This window comes from Streptomyces sp. NPDC006997 (genome assembly GCF_040635175.1).
Lineage (GTDB): Bacteria > Actinomycetota > Actinomycetes > Streptomycetales > Streptomycetaceae > Streptomyces.
The window spans coordinates 201,714-225,829 of record NZ_JBEYHH010000003.1 but is presented as its reverse complement, the minus strand read 5'-3'; the positions used below and the strand labels follow the sequence as shown (position 1 = coordinate 225,829).

At 75.5% G+C, this 24,116-nt stretch carries 21 protein-coding genes and 1 pseudogene; 12 read left to right on the top strand and 10 right to left on the bottom strand.

Annotated elements, in window-relative coordinates; all coding sequences use genetic code 11:
* Positions 1 to 139 precede the first annotated feature (139 nt).
* The 4 genes from ABZ659_RS04210 to chpG form a co-directional block, all read right to left on the bottom strand.
* Positions 140 to 640, bottom strand: coding sequence for a DUF5949 family protein (locus ABZ659_RS04210; protein ID WP_360213196.1), 501 nt, complete (start codon positions 638 to 640; stop codon positions 140 to 142).
* Positions 641 to 822: 182 nt separating this feature from the next.
* Complete coding sequence (locus ABZ659_RS04205) at positions 823 to 1,104, bottom strand: hypothetical protein (RefSeq protein WP_360213194.1); 282 nt, start codon at positions 1,102 to 1,104, stop codon at positions 823 to 825.
* Between the two features lie 110 nt (positions 1,105 to 1,214).
* Positions 1,215 to 2,033: a hypothetical protein gene (locus tag ABZ659_RS04200; protein ID WP_360213192.1), complete on the bottom strand. Its 819-nt coding sequence runs from the start codon at positions 2,031 to 2,033 to the stop codon at positions 1,215 to 1,217.
* A gap of 213 nt (positions 2,034 to 2,246) precedes the next feature.
* Positions 2,247 to 2,486, bottom strand: coding sequence for a chaplin ChpG (chpG, locus tag ABZ659_RS04195; protein ID WP_360213190.1), 240 nt, complete (start codon positions 2,484 to 2,486; stop codon positions 2,247 to 2,249).
* A 247-nt stretch (positions 2,487 to 2,733) separates the two neighbouring features.
* Here chpG and ABZ659_RS04190 point away from each other — a divergent pair, with 247 nt between their 5' ends.
* The 9 genes and pseudogenes from ABZ659_RS04190 to ABZ659_RS04150 all read left to right on the top strand — a co-directional run bounded on the left by ABZ659_RS04190 (position 2,734) and on the right by ABZ659_RS04150 (position 13,795).
* Positions 2,734 to 3,777, top strand: a complete 1,044-nt coding sequence (locus ABZ659_RS04190; protein WP_360213188.1) for a DUF3344 domain-containing protein — start codon at positions 2,734 to 2,736, stop codon at positions 3,775 to 3,777.
* A gap of 53 nt (positions 3,778 to 3,830) precedes the next feature.
* On the top strand, positions 3,831 to 5,024 hold the full coding sequence (locus ABZ659_RS04185; RefSeq protein ID WP_360213186.1) for a glycosyltransferase: 1,194 nt from the start codon (positions 3,831 to 3,833) through the stop codon (positions 5,022 to 5,024).
* Positions 5,025 to 5,122: 98 nt separating this feature from the next.
* On the top strand, positions 5,123 to 6,442 hold the full coding sequence (locus ABZ659_RS04180; RefSeq protein ID WP_360213184.1) for an exopolysaccharide biosynthesis polyprenyl glycosylphosphotransferase: 1,320 nt from the start codon (positions 5,123 to 5,125) through the stop codon (positions 6,440 to 6,442).
* A 6-nt stretch (positions 6,443 to 6,448) separates the two neighbouring features.
* Positions 6,449 to 7,771: an O-antigen ligase family protein gene (locus ABZ659_RS04175; RefSeq protein ID WP_360213182.1), complete on the top strand. Its 1,323-nt coding sequence runs from the start codon at positions 6,449 to 6,451 to the stop codon at positions 7,769 to 7,771.
* Between the two features lie 377 nt (positions 7,772 to 8,148).
* Positions 8,149 to 9,777, top strand: a complete 1,629-nt coding sequence (locus tag ABZ659_RS04170) for a lipid II flippase MurJ (protein ID WP_360213406.1) — start codon at positions 8,149 to 8,151, stop codon at positions 9,775 to 9,777.
* A 55-nt stretch (positions 9,778 to 9,832) separates the two neighbouring features.
* Entirely contained in the window at positions 9,833 to 10,534 is a 702-nt protein-coding gene (locus tag ABZ659_RS04165) for a polysaccharide deacetylase family protein (RefSeq protein WP_360213404.1), read from the top strand.
* A pseudogene (locus tag ABZ659_RS04160) lies at positions 10,531 to 11,631 on the top strand (glycosyltransferase); the annotation flags it as partial. The gene ABZ659_RS04165 and the pseudogene ABZ659_RS04160, both read left to right, overlap by 4 nt.
* Before the next feature lie 395 nt (positions 11,632 to 12,026).
* Positions 12,027 to 12,689, top strand: a complete 663-nt coding sequence (locus ABZ659_RS04155; RefSeq protein ID WP_360213180.1) for a lipopolysaccharide biosynthesis protein — start codon at positions 12,027 to 12,029, stop codon at positions 12,687 to 12,689.
* A complete protein-coding gene (locus ABZ659_RS04150; protein WP_360213178.1) occupies positions 12,686 to 13,795 on the top strand; it encodes a GNAT family N-acetyltransferase in 1,110 nt (369 codons plus the stop codon). The genes ABZ659_RS04155 and ABZ659_RS04150 overlap by 4 nt, the downstream gene beginning before the upstream one ends.
* A 25-nt stretch (positions 13,796 to 13,820) precedes the next feature.
* On the opposite strand, the gene ABZ659_RS04145 is transcribed toward ABZ659_RS04150, so the two are convergent.
* Positions 13,821 to 15,080: a glycosyl hydrolase gene (locus ABZ659_RS04145; RefSeq protein ID WP_360213176.1), complete on the bottom strand. Its 1,260-nt coding sequence runs from the start codon at positions 15,078 to 15,080 to the stop codon at positions 13,821 to 13,823.
* A gap of 133 nt (positions 15,081 to 15,213) precedes the next feature.
* On the opposite strand from ABZ659_RS04145, the gene ABZ659_RS04140 reads away from it, so the two are divergent.
* Both ABZ659_RS04140 and ABZ659_RS04135 read left to right on the top strand, forming a co-directional pair.
* The gene (locus tag ABZ659_RS04140; RefSeq protein ID WP_360213174.1) at positions 15,214 to 16,509 is read left to right on the top strand and encodes an ATP-grasp domain-containing protein; all 1,296 of its coding nucleotides are present in this window, start codon (positions 15,214 to 15,216) and stop codon (positions 16,507 to 16,509) included.
* Positions 16,509 to 17,795, top strand: coding sequence for an FAD-dependent oxidoreductase (locus ABZ659_RS04135; RefSeq protein WP_360213171.1), 1,287 nt, complete (start codon positions 16,509 to 16,511; stop codon positions 17,793 to 17,795). Before ABZ659_RS04140 ends, ABZ659_RS04135 begins: the two co-directional genes overlap by 1 nt.
* A gap of 76 nt (positions 17,796 to 17,871) precedes the next feature.
* Here ABZ659_RS04135 and ABZ659_RS04130 read toward each other — a convergent pair whose 3' ends face one another.
* The 3 genes from ABZ659_RS04130 to rdlA form a co-directional block, all read right to left on the bottom strand.
* Positions 17,872 to 18,708 (bottom strand): chaplin, encoded by an 837-nt coding sequence (locus ABZ659_RS04130; RefSeq protein ID WP_360213169.1) that lies wholly within the window; start codon positions 18,706 to 18,708, stop codon positions 17,872 to 17,874.
* Between the two features lie 119 nt (positions 18,709 to 18,827).
* The gene (locus tag ABZ659_RS04125) at positions 18,828 to 19,019 is read right to left on the bottom strand and encodes a chaplin (protein ID WP_360213402.1); all 192 of its coding nucleotides are present in this window, start codon (positions 19,017 to 19,019) and stop codon (positions 18,828 to 18,830) included.
* Positions 19,020 to 19,328: 309 nt separating this feature from the next.
* Positions 19,329 to 19,718: a rodlin RdlA gene (rdlA, locus tag ABZ659_RS04120; protein ID WP_360213167.1), complete on the bottom strand. Its 390-nt coding sequence runs from the start codon at positions 19,716 to 19,718 to the stop codon at positions 19,329 to 19,331.
* A gap of 189 nt (positions 19,719 to 19,907) precedes the next feature.
* On the opposite strand from rdlA, the gene ABZ659_RS04115 reads away from it, so the two are divergent.
* Positions 19,908 to 20,300, top strand: coding sequence for a rodlin (locus tag ABZ659_RS04115; RefSeq protein ID WP_360213165.1), 393 nt, complete (start codon positions 19,908 to 19,910; stop codon positions 20,298 to 20,300).
* A 75-nt stretch (positions 20,301 to 20,375) separates the two neighbouring features.
* Here ABZ659_RS04115 and ABZ659_RS04110 read toward each other — a convergent pair whose 3' ends face one another.
* Together ABZ659_RS04110 and ABZ659_RS04105 are read right to left on the bottom strand one after the other, a co-directional pair.
* A complete protein-coding gene (locus tag ABZ659_RS04110) occupies positions 20,376 to 22,313 on the bottom strand; it encodes a long-chain fatty acid--CoA ligase (RefSeq protein WP_360213163.1) in 1,938 nt (645 codons plus the stop codon).
* Between the two features lie 95 nt (positions 22,314 to 22,408).
* Positions 22,409 to 23,986 carry a von Willebrand factor type A domain-containing protein gene (locus tag ABZ659_RS04105; protein ID WP_360213161.1) on the bottom strand — a complete coding sequence of 526 codons (1,578 nt, stop codon included), beginning with the start codon at positions 23,984 to 23,986 and terminating at the stop codon, positions 22,409 to 22,411.
* Positions 23,987 to 24,116: the final 130 nt, after the last annotated feature.

Sequence of the window (24,116 nt, the reverse complement as noted above, 5' to 3'; positions counted from 1 at the left end):
GGGTGCGGTCCCTTTCCGGTGTCGGGAGGCTGTGCGTGCGTACCAGTAACGAGCCGGGAAACAGCACGAACACGGGTTTCCCCCGCCTGCCGCAGTAGTACGGCAGTCATACGGCGGGCAGCCGACCCGGCTCGCGGTGTCAGCCGCGCAGGCTGCGGGCCGGGAGGACGACGCGGGCGGCGGCCTCCAGGGTGGCGTCGGCGGTCGCGAACTCGGTGAACTCCTCGCGGGCGACGGTGGTGCCGGGCGCCTCGCCGGGCCACGGGCGGGTGGTGAAGATCAGGCAGGCGTAGCCGCGTCCGGCGACCGCGGCCAGCCACTCCTCGCCGACCGTGCACTGGGCGTTCAGCCGCGGCATGGTGACGACGGCCTGACCGGCGACGACGAGCAGGCTGACCGGCAGGCTCGGCTTCAGGTGGCCGTCGACCAGTTCACCGCCGACGGGCAGTCCGGCGTCGGTGAGCATCTTCCCGACGGCGGCGCTCGCGGCCTCGGGCCCCTCGGGGGCGTCGCCGAGGGTGCAGGCGAGGAGGTAGGGCATGTCCTTGCCGTCGGCGGCCTCGCCGCTCCACGCCATCATGACGAGCGTGCCGAGGTCGGAGGTGGGGAAAGGGCGGGTTTCGGGGGGAGTTGTGGTCACCCGCGGGACCCTATCCACGGGCCGGGACGGCGGGGCCGGGTTGTCACCCGGGCGGCGGAGCGCGCCGGGGGCCGCCACCCGATCGAGGGACGCCGAGGGCCGGTTCCCGCGGTCCGTCGGGGGGGAAGGACGGAGCGTGGGAACCGGCCCTGGCCGGGTGCCGCTGACGGGGTGCCGGTGGGTCAGCGGGAGAGGGGCAGGCCGCCGAGGAGCCCGTTCCTGGAGTTCAGCGCGCGGGTGGTGTCCTTGACGCCGCTCAGCACGGAGTCCTTGTTCTCGGTGTCGAGGGCGTTGGACTGGTGCTTGAGCGGCATCGGGTCGATGGGGCCCTTGGTGAGGGCGTTCACGGCGCCGTTGAGGCTGGTCGGCGTGAGGTCGGCGGTGTCGTAGGCGAACGCGGGCGCGGCGGCTCCGGCGACGACCAGGGACCCGGCGACGACAGCGGCGGCCTTCAGGGACTTCATCGTGTTCCTTTCTTCGGCGACCCGGGCCGCCGGAGGGAAAGCTGACGCCGTGCCTAACGAGCCCCGCCCGGCCCGGAAACCCCGGGCCCGCATCCTCATATCATCCGGACTCAGGAGGCCGGGGGCGTCTGCAGCGTCGGCTGCGGCAGTCCGCCGCTCAGCTGGATCGCGGCGATCAGGTTGACCAGGGCCGACACGAGCCCCTGGGACGCGGTCCGGGCCTTCTCGGCGCTCCCCGAGGTGGCCGCCGCGAGCAGGTCGTCGACGGCGGTCTGCACGGCGGCGAGGGAGTCGGCCTTGAGGTCGGGGGCGGGGGCCTTGTCGTCGTCCGCGGTGGCGGTGGCGCTGCCCGCGGGTGCGGCGTCGGCGGCGTCCGTAGCGGCGTCGGCGAGGTCATCGGCGTCGTCCGCGTCATCGGGGTCGTCCGCGGTGGAGCCGAACAGGTCCGTCAGCCCGTTGAGGCCGTTCAGACCGCTCAGGCCGTCCAGGTCCAGCCCCGTCAGGCCCGACACGCTGACCCCGGACGTGGCCGCGTCCGGTGCCGACGCGCTCGGGGACTGCGGTTCCACCTCCGCCGGGAGGGTCTGGGCCGACGGCGTCACCTGCGTCGTCCCGGTGGCCTGGGTGACGGCGTCCTTGACGGCCTCGCCGAGCTTGGTCGCCTGGTCCGGGCTGAGCTGACCGTCCTCCGCCTTGGCCACGGCGTTGAGCAGGGCGGTCGCCGGGGTGAGGACGGCACCGAGGTCGGCGAGGGTGCCGCTCTGGTCGAGGAGCGTGTCCGCGCCGGGGACGGGCGCACGGGACGCCGCTGTGCCGCGGTCCCGGGCCGGTTCGCTGTCCGCCGCCAGGGCGGACGGCCCGGCGATGCCGAGGACGAGGCTGGCACACAGTGCGGTGGACGCGAGACGCCGTATGGGCAGACCACGCATGGGGGTTCCCTTCGGGGTGCGGTGGGTGCGCGGATTCGCACGGGGTTGGTGCGTCCCACCGTGAAATCGGGCGTCACCCCCCCCCGCAACCGCAGCCACCCGTTCGGGGCACAAGGGGCAGTGGGGCACAGGGGTACAGGGCACAGGGCACAACAGCGAACCGGCCGCCCTCCCGTGCGGGAGGGCGGCCGGTCGGGGAGACGCGGCTCGACGTCAGTCGTTGACGCACTCGTTGCCGAACGCCGGGTTCAGCAGGCCGATGATGTCGATGGTGTTGCCGCAGACGTTGACCGGCACGTGGACCGGAACCTGCAGCACATTGCCCGACAGCACGCCCGGGGAGTGGGCGGCGGCGCCCTGGGCGCCAGCGTCGGCAGTGGCCACACCGGCGGTGCCGGCCACAGCGGCGGCGGCGACGGAGGTCAGGGCCAGGCCCTTCGCGATACGCGACATGGAGAGGTGCTCCTTGGGATTGACACAAACATCCGGGCGGGATGCCCGGCGTTGTGTCAACGCCTGGGAATCACGGGAGTTGTGCCGCCAAAGGAGTGATCTCAGGCCATGCCCGACCTTCACCGCTTCGACACACTTGCCCGCTTTCGCCGTATTAATCCGGATAGCAGCTAGAGTTGCCGACCGTCCGACGCACCCCTATAGCCAGTCAATCGCACTGTCGTTTTCCGAAAGGGCACTGCCGGTCATGCGCAATTCCCCGGGTCCGCTGCTGCGCCGTGCGACGGTCGGCGTCCTCGCCCTCGCCACCTTCTGGACCTCCGCCACGGCCCCGGCCTCCGCCGCCGAGGCGGAGCGGCTGCCCTTCACCGAGCGCTACCGCGCCACCCAGCACGGCGGCATCGTCCGCGCCGCCAACACCTCCGTCAGCTGCCGTACGACGGCGCCCGGGTGCGCGTCCGCGCGACGCGGCGCGGTGGCCGCCAACGGGGACTTCGACATGTTCTACGTCGACGTCGACCGCGATCCGAACACCTACAACTCCTCCCGCGCGGAGGTCCGGCTGCCCGCGGGCGCCCGGGTCACGTACGCGCGGCTGTACTGGGGCGGCAACCTGCGCGTCGGGGAGCAGAAGCCGCCCGTGGACAACGGGCGGGTGCTGGTGGCCGAGCCGGGCGGCGCCTACAAGGAGGTCCTCGCGGACACCGTCGTGGGGCACCGGGTGGCGCACGGCGCCGACGCCTTCCAGGCGTCCGCCGACGTCACCGACCTGGTGCGGGACAGCGGTGCCGGGCTCTACACGGTGGCCCAGGTGAACGTGGCGATGGGCAGGTCGGCGGCCGGGGCGTGGGGCGGCTGGACGCTGGTGGCGGCGTACGAGAGGGCGGCGGAGCCGCTGCGGCGGCTGTCGGTCTGGGACGGCTTCGCGTCGCTGGACGGGCGGCGCGGGCTCCGGCTGCCCGGCCCGCGGCTGCCGGAGGGCTCCGCCGGCTACGCCGGTCTCGTCGCCTACAACGGCGACCGCGGCCGCACCGGCGACTCCCTCACCGTCTCCGGCGCGGCCCTGTCGGACGCGGCCAACCCCCGGGACGACGTGCTGAACTCGACCATCAGCGGGGCCGCGGGCGCGCGCGTCCCGTCGTACGCGCACACGCTCGGCTACGACTCCGACGTGTACGACCTCGGGGCCGCGCCCCGGCGCCGGGGTGACCAGTCGGGGTCGCGGCTCGTCGCCCGGCGCGAGTCGGCCTGGGCCGGGGTGCTGTTCACCGCCGTCGACGCCCGCGACTGACGGCGCCTCCCCCGCCCGTCCCGAGCACCCTCCGCGAACGAGAAGGCCCGCGTATGCACCAGCCAGCCACCGACCCTCCGTCGCGGGTCCTGCACCTCGCCCAGCCCGCCCACGGCGGGGTCGCCGAAGTCGTCACCGCGCTGACGCGGGCCCAGCTCGCCGCCGGATGGCGGGTGGCGGTCGGCTGCCCGGACGGTGAACTCGCCGCGACGGCACGGCGGTTGGGCGCCGACGTGTGGTGCTGGGCGGCGACGCGGGCGCCGGGGGCGGCGCTGGCCGGTGAGGTGCGGCGGGTCGCCCGGATCGTGGACGGGGCGCGTCCTGACCTGCTGCACGCGCACAGCGCCAAGGCCGGTCTCGCGGGGCGGCTGGCGGTGCGCGGGCGGGTGCCCACGGTGTTCCAGCCGCACGCCTGGTCGTTCGAGGCCGTCGGCGGGGCGACCGCCGCGCTGGCCGTCCGCTGGGAGCGGTTCGGGGCGCGTTGGGCGCACCGGGTGGTGTGTGTCAGCGAGGCGGAGCGCGCGACGGGGGTGCGTGCCGGGATCCGGGCCGCCTGGGCCGTCGTACCGAACGGCGTCGACGGTGAGCGTTTCCGGCCCGCGCCCGCCGACGCCCCGCGGGCCCGGCTCGTCCCGGCGCTGGACGCGGGGGCGCCGCTGGTGGTGTGCGTGGGGCGGCTCTGCCCGCAGAAGGGACAGGACGTGCTGCTGACGGCGTGGGACGACGTCGTACGGCGGGTGCCGGGGGCGCGGCTCGTGCTCGTCGGCGACGGGCCGGACCGGGACCGGCTGCGCGCCCGGGCGCCGGAGTCGGTGCTGTTCCCCGGGGCCGTCACCGATCCCGTGCCCTGGTACCGGGCCGCCGACCTGGTCGTGCTGCCGTCCCGCTGGGAGGGCATGGCGCTGGCGCCGCTGGAGGCGATGGCGTGTGGGCGGCCGGTGGTGGTGACCGACGTCGGCGGCGCCCGGGAGAGCCTCCCGCCCCCGGCCGTCGCGCACTGCCTGGTCCCGGCGGCCGACCCGGCGGCGCTGGCCCGCGCGCTCACCGCGCTGCTCGGCGACCCGGCCCTGCGGGCGGCGCTCGGCGCGGCGGGACACCGCCACGTCCGCGCCGCGCACGACGTACGGCACACGGCCGAGGCGGTCGCCCGGGTGTACCGCGAGGTGCTCGCGGAGCGACGGTCGACGGCGTGTCCCCCACAGACCGGCCACCACCGGGACGAGTTCAGGGAGTCGATCCACTCGTGACTGCGGAAAGCACTGCGGCGGGCACGGCCGCGAGTCCTGCGGCGGGTACCGTCCCGTCCCCTGGTGGCCGGGCGCGGGCGGCGGCTCTCCGGTTCCCCGTGCCCCGGACCACCGCCGCCCCGTACACCTCCCCGGTGCCGCTGCTGCTCGTCGACCTCGGCGCGGCCCTGCCCGGCGCCGTCGCGCTGGCCGGGCGGCGGCCCCTGCTCGGGGCGCTGCTGCTGGCCGGGGCGATGCTGCTGCGTCCGCACCGGCCGCCGCGCCGCACCGAGGGCGTGCTGGACGAACTGCCCGCGCTGTGCGGACGGATCGCGGTGCTGTGGCTGGCGCTCGCCGCGCTGGTGGCGGCGTACATCCCCCAGCACCTGCTGTCCGCCCGCGCCCTGCTCACCGGCCTGCTGCTGCACACCGCGGCGGACTGCGCCGGGCGGGCCCTGGTGCACCGGCGGCGGCGTACCGCGCTGCTGCGGCACCCGCGCGCCGCGCTCGTCGTCGGACCGGCGGCGACCGCGCGCCGGGTGGCCGCCGCGGTACTGCGCCACCCGGCATGCGGGGTGCGGCCGGTGGGGATCGTGGCCGCCGACCACGCCTCCGAGGGTTCCGACCCGTTGCCCGTGCTGACCACCGACGACGAGGTACAGCGGGCGCTCATCCAGAACGGGGTGCGGGACGTGCTGGCCGTACACCCCGCCGTACGGTCCGAGCGGGCCGCGCTGCTGCGGGGGCTCGCCGAGTCGGGGTGCGCGGTCTGGGAGCTGGACGCCGACTCGCCGTCGTACCGCGCGCCCGAGCGGCTCGCCGGGTTCGCCTGCCGACGGCTGGTGCTGACGCCCGGCCGGCACGGCGGCCCCGGCAAGCGGACGCTGGACGTCACCGTGTCCGGGGTGCTGCTGCTGGTGTGCGCGCCGCTGCTGCTGGCGTGCGCGGCGGTGCTGCGGCTGACCGGCGGGCCCGGCGTGGTCTTCCGGCAGGAGCGGATCGGTGAGGACGGCAGGCCCTTCACGCTGCTGAAGTTCCGTACCCACCGCCCGGCCGACGCGCACGAGTCGGCGACCCGGTGGAGCGTGGCCGACCAGCGGGACATGCCCTGGTTCTGCCGCTTCCTGCGGCGCACCTCGCTGGACGAGCTGCTCCAGCTGTGGAACGTCTTCCGCGGCGACATGAGCCTGGTCGGGCCGCGCCCCGAACGCCCCTACTTCGTCGAGCGGTTCAGCCAGACCCACCCCGGCTACGCGGCCCGCCACCGGATGCCGACCGGGATCACCGGCCTGGCGCAGGTGCACGGGCTGCGCGGGGACACCTCGATCGAGGACCGGGCCCGCTTCGACAACGCCTACATCGACAACTGGTCGCTCTGGCAGGACGTGTGCCTCCTGCTGCGCACCGCCGCCGCGCTGCTCCGGCCCACGGGGAGCTGAGCGCGGATGAGCCTCGCCGTGCCGGTCCTGCCCGTGGTGGCCGTGGTCGCCCTGCTGGCGCTCCCGCACCCACCCGACGGCGGTCCGACCCCGGCCGACGCCGCGTCCGCGCTGCTCGTCGGCTGGTGCGTCGTACGGCTGCTACGGCAGCGGCGGCGGCCCCTGTCCCGTACGGCGGCCGCGCTGTTCGGGCTGCCGGTGGCGGGGCTGGCGCTGGCGGCGGCGGGCGCGGCGTCCACGGAGTCGGCGCTCACCGGGCTCGCCCGCTACGCGCAGGTCTTCGTGCTGGTCCCGGCGGCGGTGCTGCTGCTGATCCGGGACCGGCGTGACGTACGGGTGCTGGGCTGGGCGTTCGTCGGTCTGGCGGGGTGGCAGGGGGCGGTCGGCGTGCACCAGTACCTGACCGGGACCGGAGCCTCGTACCAGGGGCAGCCGGTGCGGGCCGTGGGCACGTTCGGGCCACAGGACGTGATGGGGATGGCCGGTGCGGTGTCCGTGGGGCTGGTCTGCGCGCTGGCTCTCGCGCTGGGGCGGGCGCCGGTACGGCAGCGGGTGGTGGCCGCCGGGTGCGCGGTCGCGCTGCTGGTGCCGCTGGCGCTGTCCTTCAGCCGGGGCGCGTGGATCGCCACGGCGGTGACGTGCGCGGCGCAACTCGTGCTCGCCGGGGCGCGGCGGGCGCTGGCGGTGGGCGCGGTGGCCGTCGCGGCGGGGGTGCTGCTGGTGGGCGGGTTCGGGGTCGGTACGGCGCTGCTCGAGGAGCGGATCGCGAGCATCTCGCGGGTCGCCGACGCGCCCGACCAGTCGGTGACCGACCGGTACGCCCTGTGGGCGGCGGCGACCGGGATGTGGGGGGAACGGCCGCTGACCGGCGTCGGGTTGAAGGGGTTCCCCGAGTACCGGGACGCGCACGCCTCCCTGGCGCTGTCCTCGGCCAGCGACACGGAGGGCGCGGGCGCGGGCTTCCGGCGCCAGCCGCTGCTGTCCCCGCACAACATGTACCTGCTGGTGCTGAGCGAGCAGGGGCTGATCGGCCTGCTCACCCTCGCGGGCAGCTGGCTCGCGCTGCTGGTGTGCGCCGTGCGGGGGCTGGTGCGGGCCCGCCGCTCGGCGTCCGGCCTCGACTGCGCCCTCCTCGCCTGCGGACTCCTGACCTGGCAGCTCACCGACTTCGCCTACGCCGACATCGGCGGGCCCTCGACCGTGCTGACGGCGGTGACCTTCGGGGTCGCCGCGTGGTGGGCGCTGGTCGGCGGACGGGAGCCGCAGGACACGGGCGGGACGGTCGCCCTCGGGGGCGGGCGCGCGGTGGCGGAGGTGGGGGCGCGGTGACGGCGGGGGTGGGGCGAGGGGCAACCGCCCAGGAGGCACCCGACGCGCCTGACGTGGCGGACGTGCCTGGCGCGCCTGAGGTGGCCGACGTGCCTGGCGCGCCTGACGTGGCTGACGTGCCTGACGTGCCTGACGTGCCTGGCGCGCCTGAGGTGGCCGACGTGCCTGGCGCGCCTGACATGGCTGACGTGCCTGGCGCGCCTGACGTGGCTGACGTGCCTGACGTGCCTGACGTGCCCGACGTGCCCGACGTGCCCGACGTGGCTGACGTGCCCGACGTGCCCGACGTGCCCGACGTGACCGACGTGACCGACGTGACCGACGTGACCGACGTGGCTGACGTGGCGGACGTGGCCAACGGGGTCGACGATGCCGATGTGGCGGACGTGGCCGACGCGACCGACGCGACCGACGTGGCGCCCTCGCGGGACTCCCGTGGCTTCCTCGCCAGGGCCGCCTTCCTCACCGCCGGGCTCTCCGTCGCCGGGGCCGTGCTCGGGCTGCTGCGGGACCAGGCGCTGGCGCGGCTGTTCGGGGCCGGGGCCGACACGGACGCGTTCCTGGTGGCGTGGACGGTGCCGGAGTTCGCGGCGACGCTGCTGATCGAGGACGGGCTGGCCTTCGCACTGGTCCCGGCGTTCAGCCTGGCCCTCGCCCAGCGGGCCCGGGGCGCCGCCGGGGACCCGGTGCGCGCGCTGGTCGTGGGCACCCTGCCGCGGCTCGCGCTCGCCCTGGTCGCGGTCGCCGCGCTGGCGATCGCCGCCGCGCCCCACCTGGTCGCCGCGCTCGCCCCCGGCCTGTCCGACCGTGCCCTGGCCGTCGACTGCACCCGTCTGACCGCGACCTGCCTGCTCAGCTTCGGGCTCGCCGGATACTCCAGCGCCGCCCTGCGCGCGCACCGCAGGTTCCTCGCCCCGGCGGGCATCTACGTGGCGTACAACACCGCCGTCATCACGGCGATGCTGCTGCTCGGCGGGCGCTGGGGCGTGCGGTCGGCGGCGGTCGGCGTGGCGGTGGGCGGCTGTCTGATGGTGGCGGTGCAACTGCCGGTGCTGTGGCGGCGGCTGCGGGAGGGCGCGGACGTCGTCGTGGCGGGGCCCGAGTCCGCCGCCGCGCCCACCCGGGTCGGGCTGGCCCTCGTCGGCACCGTGCTGCTGTTCGCGCTGTGCCGTCAGTCGCAGGTGCTCATCGAGCGGTTCCTCGCCTCGCACCTGCACGCCGGGGCGATCTCGCACCTGAACTACGCGCAGAAGGTGGCGCAGCTCCCCATGACGCTGTCGCTGATGCTGTGCACGGTCACCTTCCCGGTGGTCGCGCGGGCGCTGGCGGAGGGCGATACCGGGCGGGCCCGGGAGCGGGTGCAGCGGGACCTGGCGCTGGCGGCGTGCGTGGTGCTCGCGGGCGCCTCGGTCGTCGTCGCCTGCGCCCCGCAGATCATCGAGGTGCTGTTCCAGCGGGGCGCGTTCACCGCCCGCGACACGGCGGCGACGGCGTCCGTGATGCGGGTGTACGCCCTCGGGCTGCTCGGCCAGACCCTGGTCGGCGCGCTGGTCCGCTGCTACTTCGGCGCGGGCCGCCCCACCTGGTACCCGCTGGCCGCGATGGCCGTCGGCATCGCCGCCACGGCCTGGCTCGGCGGCTGGGCGGTCCGCCCCTGGGGCACCGCCGGGATCGCCGCCGCCAACGCGGCCGGGATCACCGTCACCGCCGCGCTGCTGCTGGCCGGTGCCCGCCCCGACGGCCCACCGGGCGTCGTACCGCTGGACCGCCGGGCGGTGCTGGCCAGGCTGGGCAGGCCGGTGGGGGCGGCGGTGGCCGCGACGGCGGCGGGCGCCTGCGCGGCCAGCTGGCCCGGCCCCGCGGTGCTGGGGCTGGCCGCCGGTGCCGTGACCGTCGCCGTCGTCTACGTGCCGCTCGGCCGGGCCCTGGGCGACCCGGGCTGCGCGCTCGCCGTGAGTTCCCTGCGTTCCGTGATCCGGAGGCTTCCGTATGTCCGTTCCCGTTGACGTCCGCCGCCGCAGCCGCCCGGCTCCGGCGCCCGGCCCGGTGCCGTGGGTGGCGATGTACCACTCCGTCGGCGACCCCACCGACGACCCCTACGGCGTCACCGTCGCCCCGGACCGGCTCGACGCCCAGCTCGGCTGGCTGCGGCGGCGCGGGCTGCGCGGGGTGTCCGTGGCGGAGCTGCTGGCGGCCCGCGCGCGGGGGGAGGGCGGCGACCTGGTGGGGCTGACCTTCGACGACGGGTACGCCGACTTCGTCACCCACGCGCTGCCGCTCCTTGACCGGCACGGCTGCGGCGCGACCCTGTTCGTGCTGCCCGGCCGCCTCGGCGGCGACAACGCCTGGGACCCGCTGGGCCCGCGCAAGCCGCTGCTGACCGCCGACGGCATCCGGCACGCCGCGGCGCGGGGCGTCGAGATCGGCTCCCACGGGCTGACCCACGTGGACCTGACGAAGGCCGACGACGCCCTGCTGCGCGCCGAGGTCGCCGACAGCCGGGCGGCGCTCGCGGAGCTGACGGGCGCTCCGGTCGCCGGGTTCTGCTACCCGTACGGCACCCTCGACCGCCGTACCGTCGACGCCGTGCGCGCCGCCGGGTACGCCTACGCCTGCGCCATCGACCCCGGCCCCCTCACCGGCCCGCACGCCCTGCCCCGGCTGCACGTCGGGCAGCGGGACACCGCCGTACGGCTGCTGCTGAAGTACAAGCTGCACCGGCTGCGCAGACGGCCCGTGACCGGAGCGGAGGCGGCGCGGTGAAGGCGCTGCACGTCATCACCGGGCTCGGCGTCGGCGGCGCCGAGCAGCAACTGCGGCTGCTGCTGCGGCACCTGCCCGTCGACTGCGACGTCGTCACGCTCACCCACCCGGGACCGGTCGCCGCCGGACTCGAAGCCGACGGCGTGCGGGTGGTCCACCTGGGCATGACCGGCAACCGCGACCTCGGCGCGCTGCCCCGGCTGGTGCGGGTCATCCGGGACGGCGGCTACGACCTCGTCCACACCCACCTCTACCGGGCCTGCCTGTACGGCCGTGTCGCCGCCCGGATCGCCGGGGTGCGGGCGATCGTGGCGACCGAGCACTCCCTCGGGGACTCCCAGATGGAGGGCCGCCCGCTGACGGCCGGGGTGCGGGCGCTGTACCTCGCCGGTGAGCGGCTCGGCCGGACCACCGTCGCCGTCTCCCCCACGGTCGCGGACCGGCTCAAGCGGTGGGGCGTGCCCGCGCCCCGGATCGCGGTGGTGCCCAACGGCGTCGACCTGGACCGCTTCCGCTTCGACCCGTGGGCCCGGCTGCGCACCCGGCAGCGGCTCGGCCTGCCCGACACGGCGTACGTCGTCGGCGGCGTCGGACGGCTCACCGCCGCCAAGCGCTTCGGCGTCCTGGTGCGCGCCCTGGCCCGGCTGCCCGCCGACCACTGGCTGCTGCTGGTCGGCGGCGGTCCCGAGGAGAACGTGCTGCGCCGCACCGCCCACGAGGCGGGCGTCGCCGACCGGGTGCTGTTCACCGGCGAGCGCCCGAGCGTGCCGGACGGCTCACCCGGCCCCGACCTGCCGTCGCTGCTGGCCGCGATGGACGTGCTGGCGTCGCCCTGCCCGGAGGAGGCGTTCGGGCTCGCGGTGGTGGAGGCGCTGGCCTCGGGGCTGCCGGTGCGGTACGCCTCCTGCCCGGCCGTCGAGGACCTCCCCGCGCGGGCCGCGCCCGGGGCCCGCCGGGTCGCCGGGGACGCGGGCCCGGACACCTTCGCGCACGCCCTCGCCGAGGTCCGCGCGGCGGGCCCGCGCCCCCGCACCGCCCCCGACGCCGCCCACCACTACGGCATCACCCGCAGCGCGGCCCGCCTCCTCGACGTGTACCGGACCACGCTGGGGCTGGAGCCGGGGCAGCAACCGGTGCGCGTTCCGGCCACGCAGGTCGTCGGCCCGGCGGCGCACGTCATCGGCCCGGCGGCGGGGCCGGTGCGCGTCCCGACGGAAGCGGTGCGCTCCCGCGCGGAACAGGCAGGCATCTCCGCGAAACAGGCGGGCGTGTTCCCGGACGCGGCGGGCGTCCCCACGAAACAGGCGGGCGTGTCCGCGGACGCGGCGGGCGTCCCCACGAAACAGGCGGGCCTGTCCGCCGAACCGGTGCCCCGTCCCCCGGAACAGGCGGGCGCGCCCGCGGAACCGGTGCGCGTGCCCGCGGAACAAGTGCGCCTCCCCGCCGCGCCGCAGGAAACCCCGCAACCGTCCCCCCAGGGAGTCAGCCCCTCATGACCGAGAACCCCATCGGAGCGCGCCGTCACCCGGCCCGCGCCGCCCTGGCCCGCGCCCGGAGACTGCCGCCCTGGTCACTGCTGGTGGCCGGGACCCTCACCGGCGCCCTGCTCGGCGGCGCGTACGGCGCCCTGCGCACCCCCGAGTACTCGGCGACCAGCTACGTCGTCGCCCTACCGGACGGCAAGTCCGACCCGTCCGCCGCGCTCGGCCTCGCCCAGGCGTACGGCCGGGTCGCCACCCAGCTCGCGGTGCTCGGGGACGCCCAGGTGTGGGCGGGCGTGCCGGTCGGCACCCTCAAGGACAGTGTGCGCACGGCGACCTCGCCGGACGCGCCGATGGTCGCCGTCACCGCCAGCTCCGCCCGCCCCGACCTCGCCGCCGACATGGCCAACGCGGTCGCCCGCGCCCTCACCCGGCACGCCGACGACAGCGCCGACGACACCCGCGTCGAACTCCGGCAGTTCGCCCGCGCGGTGGAGCCGACCGAGCCGTCCTCCGCCTCCCCGGGGCTGACCGGGCTGGTCGGGGCCAGCGCGGGCGGGCTGCTCGGCGGGCTGGCCCTGCTGGTGCGGCCCCGCCGCGCCGCCGACGGCACCGGGCACCCGGCCGCCGTGCCCGGACCGGCGCTGGCCGCCGACGCCCACGGACAGCTGTGACGTACACGACGGAACTCCTCACCGACGAGGACACCTTCGCCGCCCTGGCCCCCGACTGGGACCGGCTGTACGGGAGTTGCGGTGCCGCGACGCCGTTCCAGAGCCACGCCTGGCTGCACTCCTGGTGGCTGTCGTACGGCCGCCACGGGCGGCTGCGGCTGGTCGTCGTCCGGGACGGGGCGGACCTCGTGGCCGCCGCGCCGCTGACCCTCGTCCGCACTCCGGTGCCGTCCCTGGTACCCCTCGGCGGGGCGATCTCCGACTACGGGGACGTCCTGCTGGACGACGCGCACGGCACGGACGCGGTCGCCGCGCTCGCCGAGGCCCTCACCCGGGCCGCCCGCGGCGCGCTGATCGACCTGCGCGAGGTCCGGCCGGGCGGTGCCGCCGAACGCCTCTACGACCACTGGCCGGGACCGCGGCGCCGGGTGCCCGACGCGCTCTGCCTGGAGCTGCCCGCCGCCCCCATGGCCGACCTCGTCGCCCGGCTGCCGTCGGCCAAGGCCCGGCAGCGGGCGCGCGCCAAGCTGCGCAGGCTGGCCGCGCTCGGCGTCGAACGGCACGTCGTCGAACCGGACGAGGTCGACAAGGCCCTGCGCCGCCTCCTCGAACTGCACCGCCTCCAGTGGCAGGGCCGCAAGGTGACCCCCGAGCACCTGCGGACCCGGTTCCGTGAGCACCTGGTGCGGTCGGTGGGGCCGATGGTGTGCTCCGGCGACGCGGTCGTCACCGAGTTCCGGCTCGCGGACGACGTGGTCGCCGTCGACCTGACGCTGCGCTCGCGCTGTCTGACGGGCGGCTACCTGTACGGCGCCCACCCGTGTCTGCGGGAGAGCCGGGCGGACGTGGCGGTGATGCTGCTGGACGCCTGCGCCGAGCACGCGCGGGGCACGCTGAGCCTGCTGCGCGGCGACGAGCCGTACAAACGGCACTGGCGGCCCGAACCCGTCGTCAACCAGCGGCTGCTGCTGGCCCGGCGGCGCACCGCCCCGCTGCTCGCCGCCACCGCCTGCGACGTGGCCGTCCGGCTCCACGGCAAGGAACTGCTGCGCCGCCGGGCCGAGTGGCGCCGACGGGGAGGACACGACGGTGACGGCGGGTCCTGAGCGGGCCCGCCGCCCGGGCGCCGGATCAGCCCCGCCGCGACCACCAGGCGGGCCGCAGGCACACCTTCCCGCCAAGCCAGTGCTCCACCCACTCCCCCAGGTCGACGGGCGAGCAGTCGGCCGCGGGCTGGGTGGGCGTCGGAGTGGGGGTGGGGGTGGGTGTCGGAGTGGGAGTCGGGGTCGGCTCGGGCTGTTGCTGTTCGCCCCGCCCGGACAGGGCCGCCCGGTACACCTCCGCCGACCTGGGGTTGTCGTCGCACTGCCAGACGCCGTGCGGGCAGTAGTCGGTGAGCGTGTTGTACAGCGGCCGGTGCTCGTCCATCCAGGCGATCATGCGCCGCACGTACTCCGCGTTGTCGCCGTTGCGGAACAGCCCCCACTCCGGGTACGAGATGGCCTTGCCGTGCGCCCTCGCGAACTCGACGTGGCCCTTCAGGCCGTAGGGCTCGTCGACCTGCTCGTCGAAGGAGAGCCCGGCGGGCTGGTCGTAGGCGTCCATGCCGACGATGTCGACGACGCCGTCACCCGGGTAGCACCGGGTCCACGGCACGGCGTCCCGGCCGCGGCTCGGGGTGAAGTCGAAGCGGAACCGCTGGCCCGGCACCGCGCGCATGGCGGCGACGATCCGGTTCCAGTACGCCTTCCACGCCTCCGGGTCCGGGCCGCAGCGGTGGGTGTAGGTGGTGCCGTTCATCTCCCAGCCGAGCACGATCACCGTGTCCGGCACGTTCAGCGCGACCAGCCGTTCGGCGAGGGCGCGGAAGTGGTGGTCGTAGCGCCCGGCGGCGCCGCGCCGCAGCTGCCGCCGCACCTCGGCGTCGGGGACGCCCTCCTCGGTCCGTTCCAGCATGGGCACGTTGAGGACGAACATCCGGTCGTCCTTCCCGTTCCGCCAGCGGGCCCAGTCGTCGAGGAAGGCCGGGGCGCCCTCGATGTTGCTCCAGCGGTCACCGGGCAGATAGGTGTGCCCGACGCGCAGCTCGGCACCGCCCAGCCAGCGGCTCAGCTCCGCCATCCGGGCCACCCCGCGCGGACCGTAGTCGAGGTAGGCGCCGAAGGCGGGAGCCGCCGCGGGCGCGGGGGGCACCGGCGGCTCGGAGGGCGCCGCTGGCTCGGAGGGCGCCGGTGGCCCCGGGGGCGCCGCTGGCGCGGGGGGACCGGCTTCCGCCACCACCCCCAGGCCCACGGCGAAACCGGGGACCGACGCCAGCGCGGCCGACGCGGCGACCGTCGCCGCGAGGAGCGCGAGCCGCCGGGGCCGCGCCCGTCGTCGCTGTGGGGCCATGCCCACTCCTTCCTGCACGCGTGATCGTCACTCACTGACACCCAGTCACACCACTACGAGGTACGCCAGTGCGGCTACGGCGTTGGAGCGTTCCGCGCGCCCGCACGGGTGAACCGACCCGAGGAGAACGACCGTGTCGCTGTTCGACACCCGCGTCCCCGCCGTCCTGCTGCGGATCGACCGGAACCCCTTCCACCACGGCACCCTCGGCGCCGCCCGCTCGCTGGGCCGCGCCGGACTCGACGTGCACGTGGTCGCCGACTGCGCGGACAGTCCGGTCCGCGCCTCCCGCTACGTACGGCAGGTGCATGCGCCGCCCCGGCCGGGCGCGGGGCCGGACGAGATCGTCCTGGCGCTGCGCCGGGTCGCCGCCCGGATCGCGCGGCCCGCGGTGCTGGTCCCGATGGACGACGCCAGCGCCGTCGCGGTGGGGCGGCTGCACCCCGAACTCGCCCCCTCCTACCTGCTGCCCACCATCCCCGCCGCGCTGCCCGAGCGCCTCGCCGACAAGGCGGAGCTGGCGGCCCTGTGCGCGGCACTCGACCTGCCGCACCCGCACACCGTGGTCCCGGACAGCGCGCGCCAGGCCGCCGACGCCGCCTGGCGGCTGGGCGTGCCGGTGGTGGCGAAGTGGAGCCGCCCCTGGCTGCTGCCCGCCGGCGCCGGGCTGCGCAGCACCACCCTGGTCCGCTCCCCGCGGCAGGCCCGCGAGCTGTACGGGCGCGCTGCGGACGCCGGGAGCAGGCTGCTGCTCCAGGAGTTCCTGCCGCCCGGCGCCGGACTCGACTGGTTCTGCCACGGCTACGCCGACCGCTCCGGCTCGGTGCGCGGCGGCGGACCGGGCCGCAAGCTGCGCTCCTGGCCGCGCGAGGCGGGCCTGACGGCGGTCGGTGAGTGGACGCCGAACCTCGACGTACTGGCGCTCACCGAGCGCCTCACCGCCGAGGTGGGCTTCCGCGGCGTCTTCGACCTGGACTTCCGCCGCTGCGGCCGGACCGGCCGCTACCACCTGCTCGACTTCAACCCCCGCCCCGGCGCCCAGTTCCGGCTGTTCAGCGACACCGCGGAGCTGGACGTCGTACGCGCCCTGCATCTGGACCTGACCCACCGTCCGCTGCCGGTCGGGGCGCCGCGGCACGGGCGGACCTTCGTGGTGGAGAACTACGCGCCCCTGACGACGCTGCGCCCGGCACCCGCCGGACGTGAGCTGGCCTGGCACGCCGACGACGACCGGGGCCCCGGCCGGGAGCTGTGGGGGCTGTGGTCCCGGCACGTCTCCCGGCGGCTGCGCACCCGGCTGCGCCACCGGGCCCCGACCGGCACCGGGCGCACCCAGCCCCGGGTGGTCCGGCAGGCCACCGCCCCGGCCGACGACGCGGGGGACGCCCCCGCGGCCCGGCCCACCGACGAGAAAGCGAGCAGCCACTGATGTACGACCTGCTGGTGGTCGGCGCGGGCCCCTACGGCCTGTCCGTCGCCGCCCACGCCGCGAGCGCGGGGCTGTCCCTGAAGGTGCTGGGCCGCCCGATGGCGTCCTGGCGCGACCACATGCCCCGCGGCATGTTCCTGAAGTCGGAGCCCTGGGCGTCGAACCTCTCCGACCCCGAGCGCCGCTGGCGCCTGGACGCCTACTGCGCGGACCGGGGCACGACGGCCCGGCACGGTGAGCCGGTCCCGGTGGAGACGTTCACCGAGTACGGCCTGTGGTTCGCGCGGCACGCCGTCCCCGACGTCGACGAGCGCGCCGTGACCCGGCTGGCGCCCTGCGCGGGCGGCTTCGAGGCGGTCCTCGACGACGGTTCCGCCGTCGCCGCCCGGACCGTCGTCCTCGCGGTCGGGGTGATGCCCTTCGCCGAGGTGCCGACCGCGCTGCGCGGGCTGCCGCCCGACCTCGTCTCGCACAGCGGCGACCACGCCGACCTGGGCCCGCTGCGCGGCCGGGACGTCACCGTCGTCGGCGCGGGGCAGGCCGCGCTGGAGACGGCGGCGCTCCTCGCCGAGCAGGGCACCCGGGTGCGGATCCTGGCCCGCGCGGACCGGCTGTGCTGGAACGACGTGCCCCCGCCCCGGCCGCGGCCCTGGTGGCGCTCGGTCCGCGCCCCGCACACCGCCCTCGGCCGCGGCTGGCGCAACTGGCTCTACGCCGAGCGACCCGGCCTCGTCCACCTGCTGCCCGGCGCCACCCGCGCCCGGATCGCCGCCACCGCCCTCGGACCGGCGGGCGCCTGGTGGGTACGGGACCGGGTCGAGCCGTCCGTCGAGGTCCACCTCGGCCACCGCGTCGCGGCGGCCAGCCCGGAGCCGGGCGGGGTACGGCTGGAGGTGGTCCGCCACCGGCCGGGCGCCGGAGCCTGCGGTGAACCGGCCTGGTCGCTCCAGACGGAGCACGTCATCGCGGCCACCGGCTTCCGCGCCACCGCCGACCGGCTCACCCCGCTCACGGCCGAGCTGCGCGGCTCGCTGCTCCGGCTGCCCGACGGGTCCCCCGCGGTCGGCCGCGACTTCGAGTCGTCGTACCCCGGGCTGTTCCTCGCCGGGCTGGTCACGGCCGGTGCCTTCGGACCGGCGATGCGCTTCGTCCACGGCACGGCGTTCACCGCGCCGACGCTGGTACGGGGGGTGCGGCGGCGGCTCGCGGCGGGGGCGGGCGTCGGCGCGATTCCGGCGCCGGGGCGGCGGACGGCACCCGAGCGGGAGACGGCGACGCGCTGCTGAGCCGCGACGCGACGCGCCCCGGGTGGCGGCCGGTTGGGGGCCGTCACCCGGGGCGCGGGGTGCGGGGCGCGGGTGCCTACCGGGTGGAGGCGGCGCGTCCGCGGCGGTACAGCAGGGCTCCGCCCGCGATCAGCACGGCGCTGGCGGCGGAGGCGCCGAGCAGGGCGGCGCCGCCGGTCTCGGCCAGTTCGGGCGACGTCCGGTGCTCCTCCTCGGCTGCGGGCGGGGTGCCGGGCTCCTCCTCGGCTGCGGGCGGCCGCTGGTGGTCGCCGGGCGGCTGCTCCTTGTCGGCCGGGGGCGGCGGCTGCTCCTCGTCGGCGGGGGGCTTGTCCTCGTCGGCGGGGGGCGGGGTGGACGGGGGCGTCGGGTGCGTCGGGGGCGTGTCGCCGTAGCCCGGCGGCTCCGAGCTGGCGCAGCCGTTGCCGAAGGCGGGGTTCAGCGCGCCGACCACGTCGACGGTGTTCCCGCAGGCGTTCACGGGGACGTCGACCGGTACCTGGGCGTCGTTGCCGGTCCCCACGCCGGGGGAGCCGACGGCGGCACCGTGCGCGGAGGAGCCGGAGGTACCGTGCCCGCCGTCGCCGTAGCCGCCGTCGTGGCCGCCTCCGTGGCCGCCACCGTGGCCCTCATGGCCTCCGTGGCCCCCGTGGTGCTGCTTCGGGGGCGTGTGCGAGGTGTTCGCGCAGGAGTTGCCGAAGGCCGGGTTCAGCGCGGCGACGACGTCGACGGTGTTGCCGCAGGCGTTCACCGGCACGTGCACCGGCACCTGGGCGGCGTTGCCGGAGGCGACGCCGGGTGACTGCCGGGCACCCGCGTCAGCCGTCGAGTCGGCGAGGGCGGGGCTGCCGCACAGGGACAGAATGCCGGTCGCGGCAGCGGCCGCCACCATTCCCCTGCTCAGGGTCTGTCGCAATCTCGTGGTCTTCCTGGTGAGAAGAAATGTACAGAAATGAGACAGCCGGTCCCGGACGGGCGGGAACCCTTGTCCGAGACCGGCCGGGGCGCAGCCGAACGAGCCGGTGCGCTACGACGTCACTTGTTGACGCACACGTTGCCGAACGCCGGGTTCAGCAGACCGACGACGTTGATCGTGTTGCCACACACGTTGACGGGGATGTGGACGGGCACCTGCACGACGTTGCCGGAGAGGACACCCGGGGAACCGACAGCGGCCCCCTGGGCGCCCGCGTCGGCGAACGCCGGGGCGGCCCCGCCCAGAGCCATGATCGCGCCCGCGACAACGGCAGCGCACTTCTTCATGAGAATTCCCTTCTCTGCGGTCATGCCCCTATGACGGCCGAAACCGAGCGAGCACAGCTTCAACGGCTCGCACCATGACCGGCAGCTGTAGAACGAGGGATAGACGGTTTGAGAAACTCTGGAACGCGGGTCGCCCGGGAATTCACCCGTTCGCGCCGTGTCACCACTCGTTTCACCCCCGGCATTCGGACAAAGACGTCTCCGGAGAAGCCCGGGAGTCCGCGCGTCACCGCTGCGGAGCACCCGGGCTCGACCGGGATCCTCGAATTCGGGTCAGCCGCCGTTCGCCGACAGGACCGACAGGTCCTCCAGAATGTGCGACAGGGCGGCGTCGCGCTTCGCCTGGGTGGAGTTGTCGGCGCACTGCTGGGTCAGCTCGTCCGACAGGATCGGCACGTCCTGGATCGGCACCAGGTTGATGACCGCGACGTTGATGTCCTCAAGGCCGACGCACGGCTTGTTGAGCGACCCCTCGACCAGCGAGAGCTGCGGGCTCATGTCGCCCTTGGTCGCCGAGTTGCCGTAAGCCGACTCGGCTCCGTTGCCGTTGGCCACGGCCGGGCCGGAGTCGTCGCCCACGGCAAGCGCGTGGGGAGCGGCCGCCACCGACATACCGATGACGGAAGCGGCGGCCGCCGCGGCGACCATTGCCTTCTTGAGCACTTCGCATTCCTTTCCTCGTAGCGACGCATGTCCTACGGCCTCATCAACCCGGCGGATCAGGATTAGTTGCGGCTGTTCACCCGGTTGGCCCGCATGTGGGCCGACCGGGTGAACAGGAGAAACCACACCGGACACACGGAGTTGACCAGAGAGCTCCGGTGGACGGGGTTTCCTCAGAAAGGACTTCCAGTGATCAAGAAGGTTGTTGCCACCGCGGCGATCGCCGCGTCCGTCATGGGCGCTTCCGCCGTCGCCGCTCCGCAGGCGATGGCGATCGGCGATGACAGCGGCCCGGCCCTCGCCAACGGCAACGGTGCCGCCCAGTTCTACGGCAATTCGGCCACCTACGGGAACATGAGCCCGCAGATGGCGCTCATCCAGGGCTCGTTCAACAAGCCGTGCATCGCCGTCAGCGACATTCCCGTCAGCGTCGTCAACCTCATCCCGGTCCAGAACGTGCCGATCCTGTCGGACCAGATGACCCAGCAGTGTGCCGAGAACTCCACGCAGGCCAAGCGCGACGGCGCGCTGGCGCACCTGCTGGAGGACGTGTCGGTCCTCTCGTACAACGGCGAGGAGTGAGCTGCCGACCCCCAGCTGACCTGGGCGGGGCCGCCGGAGTCGATCCGGCGGCCCCGTCCGCGTGGTCGCCGCCGGTCAGCGGACGGTGTCGTAGAGCGCGTCGATCTCCTTGGCGTACACCTCCGCCACCGCGTGGCGCTTGACCTTGAGGGACGGTGTGAGCAGGCCGTTGGCCTCGGTGAACTCGCCCTCGACGAGGGTGAAGGCGCGGATGGACTCGGCGCGGGAGACCGCCTCGTTGGCGTGGTCGACGGCCCGCTGGACGTCGGCGCGGATCCGTTCGTCGCGGATGACCTCGGCGAGCGGGGTGTCGGCGGGCAGCTTGCGGACGGCCAGCCAGTGGGCGACGGACTCCGGGTCGAGGGTGACGAGGGCGGCGACGAAGGGCCGGTTGTCGCCGACGACGACGCACTGGCCGACCGGTGAGCGGCTGCGCAGCCGGTCCTCCAGGACGGCGGGGGAGACGTTCTTGCCGCCGGAGGTGACGAGGATGTCCTTCTTGCGGCCGGTGATGGTGAGGTAGCCGTCCTGGTCGAGCGCGCCGAGGTCGCCGGTGTGGAACCAGCCGTCGGTGAGGACGGCGTCGGCGGCCTCCGGGTTGTTCCAGTAGGTGCCGAAGACGATACCGCCCCTGAGCAGGACCTCGCCGTCGTCGGCGATGCGGACCGTGGTGCCGGGGACCGGGCGGCCGACGGTGCCGGGGCGCGGGCCGAGGGGCGGGACGATGGTGGCGGCGGCGGTGGTCTCGGTGAGGCCGTAGCCCTCGAAGATGAGGATGCCCGCGGCGTAGAAGAACAGGTTGAGGTCGCGGTCGAGGGGGGAGCCGCCGCTGATGGCGTAGCGGACCCGGCCGCCGAGTTCCTTGCGGACCCTGCGGTAGACCAGCAGGTCGTACAGGGCCCACGCGGCGTACAGCGCCGGTCCGGGGCCCTTGCCGGTGCCGAGGAAGCGGTCGAGGTGGGCCTCGCCGAAGCGGACGGCGATCCGGTCGGCGCGGTCGAAGGAGGCGCCGCGGCCGAGCTTCTCGGCGGTGGCCCGGCCGGTGTCGTGGATCTTCTCGAAGAGGTAGGGCACGCCGACGAGGAAGGTGGGCCGGAACTCCTTGAGCGCGGGACGGAGTTCGGCGGGCTTGACGCTCGGGAAGTGGCCGGTCTCGATCCTCGCCATCAGGCAGGCGATCTGCAGGACGCGGCCGAGGATGTGGGCGAGCGGCAGGAACAGCAGGGTGGAGGCGGTCTGCCGGGAGACGGCCTTGAAGACCGGGTGGAGCAGTTCGACGGTGTTCGCCGCCTCCGCGTGCAGGTTGGCGTGGGTGAGGACGCAGCCCTTGGGGCGGCCGGTGGTGCCGGAGGTGTAGCAGACGGTGGCGGTGGTGTCGGGGGTGAGCGCGGTACGGCGTTCGGTGACCTCGTCGTCGGTGAGGTGCCGGCCGAGCCGGGTGAGGTCGTCCAGGCCACCCGCGTCGAGCTGCCAGATACGGGGCTGCTCGGGCTGGCCGGAGGTGGCGGTGGCGGCCGTGGCGGCGTTGTCGGCGGTCTCCGTGACGATGAACCGGGCGCCGGAGTCGCGGACGATCCACTCCACCTGGTCGGCGGAGGAGGTGGCGTAGACGGGGACGCTCTGACCGCCCGCCGCCCAGACCGCGAAGTCGAGGACCGTCCACTCGTAGCGGGTGCGGGACATCAGCGCGACCCGGCCGCCCGGTTCGAGTCCGGCGGCGATCAGGCCCTTGGCGACCGCGGTGACCTCCCGGGCGAAGGCCTCCGCGGTCACCGGCCGCCAGCGCCCGTCGGCGGTACGGCGGCGCGTCACCACCGCGCCGGGGGCCTCGGCGGCGTTGGTGTAGGGGATGTCGGCGATGCTGCCGGCCGTCGGGCGGGGGACGAGGGGCGCGGCCCGCGCCTCGCGCACCGTGCCGTCGGCGTCCCTGACCAGTTCGACGCCGGTGTGGTCCGTGCCCTCCTGCACGCGGGGGTGCTGCTTGGCCCGCTTCAGATCCCTGCGTACGCCCATGGCGGCTCCCGGTGCGGCGAACGGCGTTGTCGCGACAGTAACTTACTTGGAAGTAAGGAGGAGTCAATGGGGCATGCGGGTGACGTCCGGGCTCGTCAGGACAGGGCGTCCGCCTGGCGGATGGCGTCGGCGAGCTGGGCCACCGCGCGGTCGCCGGTGTCGTCGGCCAGGTCCTCGGCCTCCTCGGTGAGCTCGGTCAGGGACGGGGCGCCGGGCAGGCGGGGGCGGTCGGTGCCGCCGCGCAGGGCGTCGGCGAAGTAGGCGGCCACCGCGGTGACCCGGAACCGGTCGGAGGCGCTGGCCCGGGAGCCGTCGACGGCGCCGGTCTCCACGGCGGCGGACTCCTCGTGCGGGGTGCGGCTGTCGGGGTCGAGCCAGCGGACGGTGGCGGTGGCGAGGTGGCCGGAGGCGCCGGGCCGGGTGCGCACCGCGTACAGGGCGGTCACCGTGTGGCCGGGGCCGATCTCGCCGCCGTCCACCGCGTCGTCGCGGAAGTCCTCGTCGGCGACCTTGCGGTTGTCGTAGCCGACGAGGGTGAACTCCTCGACCGTCTCCGGGTCGAAGGCGACCTGGGCCTTGGCGTCGCGGGCGGTGAGGCCGATGGTGCGCGGGAGCTGCTCGGCGAAGACGTCGTAGGCGTCGTCCGGGGTGGAGACGTAGACGGTGTGGCCGTCGCCGCGGTCGGCGAGGCGTTCCATCAGGGCGTCGCCGTAGTCGCTGCCGACGCCGACGCCGAACAGGGTGATGCCGTGCGCGCGGCGGGCGCCGTCGATGCGCTCCAGGATGGAGTCGGCGTCGGTGTCGCCGGTGTTGGCGAGCGCGTCGGAGACCAGCACGACCCGGTTGGTGGCGCCGCGCCGCAGGCCGTCCTCGGCGGTGGCGTAGCCGGTCGTCACGCCCGCGCCGAGGTTGGTGGAGGCTTCGGTGCGCAGGTCGTCGATGGCGTCGTGGACGTCGTCGCGGTGGCCGCCGATCCGGGTCATCGGCAGGACGGTCTCCGCCTCGTCGCTGAAGGTGACCAGGGCCACCGAGTCGTCGTCGCGCAGCCGGTCCGTCATCACGCCCAGGGACTTCTTGGCGAGGTCGAGACGGCCGGGCTCGGCCATGGAGCCGGAGATGTCGAGGACGAAGGTGAGCGCGGCGGGCGGGCGTTCGCCGCGGCTCCCGGCCTCGCGGGTGGCCAGTCCGACGCGGACCAGGGACCAGTCGTCCTCGCTGGTGCGGGCGCCGTCGACGGTGACGGAGAAGCCGTCGCCGTCCGGGCGGTCGTAGTCCTGGCGGAAGCTGTTGACGAACTCCTCGGGGCGGACGGTGGTGGGGGCGGGCAGCCGTCCTTCGGCGAGGGTGCGGCGGGCGTAGCCGTAGGAGGCGGTGTCGACGTCGAGGGCGAAGGTGGAGAGGTAGTCGGGGGCGGGGGCCACCTCACGGGAGTCGTCCTCGCGGAAGTCGTCCTCACGGGAGCCGTTCTCGCCGGAGCCGTTCTCCCCGCTGCCGTCGCGCCGTTGGTCGGGGGCGGGCAGCGGGGCCTCGCCGCGGGAGTCGCGGGCGCCGCCCTTGTCGGTCGCGGAGTTCGGCTCGCCGGTGCCGCCGCAGGCGCTGAGCAGCAGCCCGGCCGCGACGGCCAGCGCGGTGAGCGTGCCCCGTCCCCGAAGGGTCGGCTGGGTGTGGTTCATGGGTGGCCCCCTGAGCGCGTCGGTGTCGCCTTCTGTGACTGTGACGGCGTGAGGTGCCGGAAGGTGCGGGACGGGGCGTTGCGGAAGGGTCTCGATGCGGGCACGGACCAGGGCCGTCGAGACCGGTAGG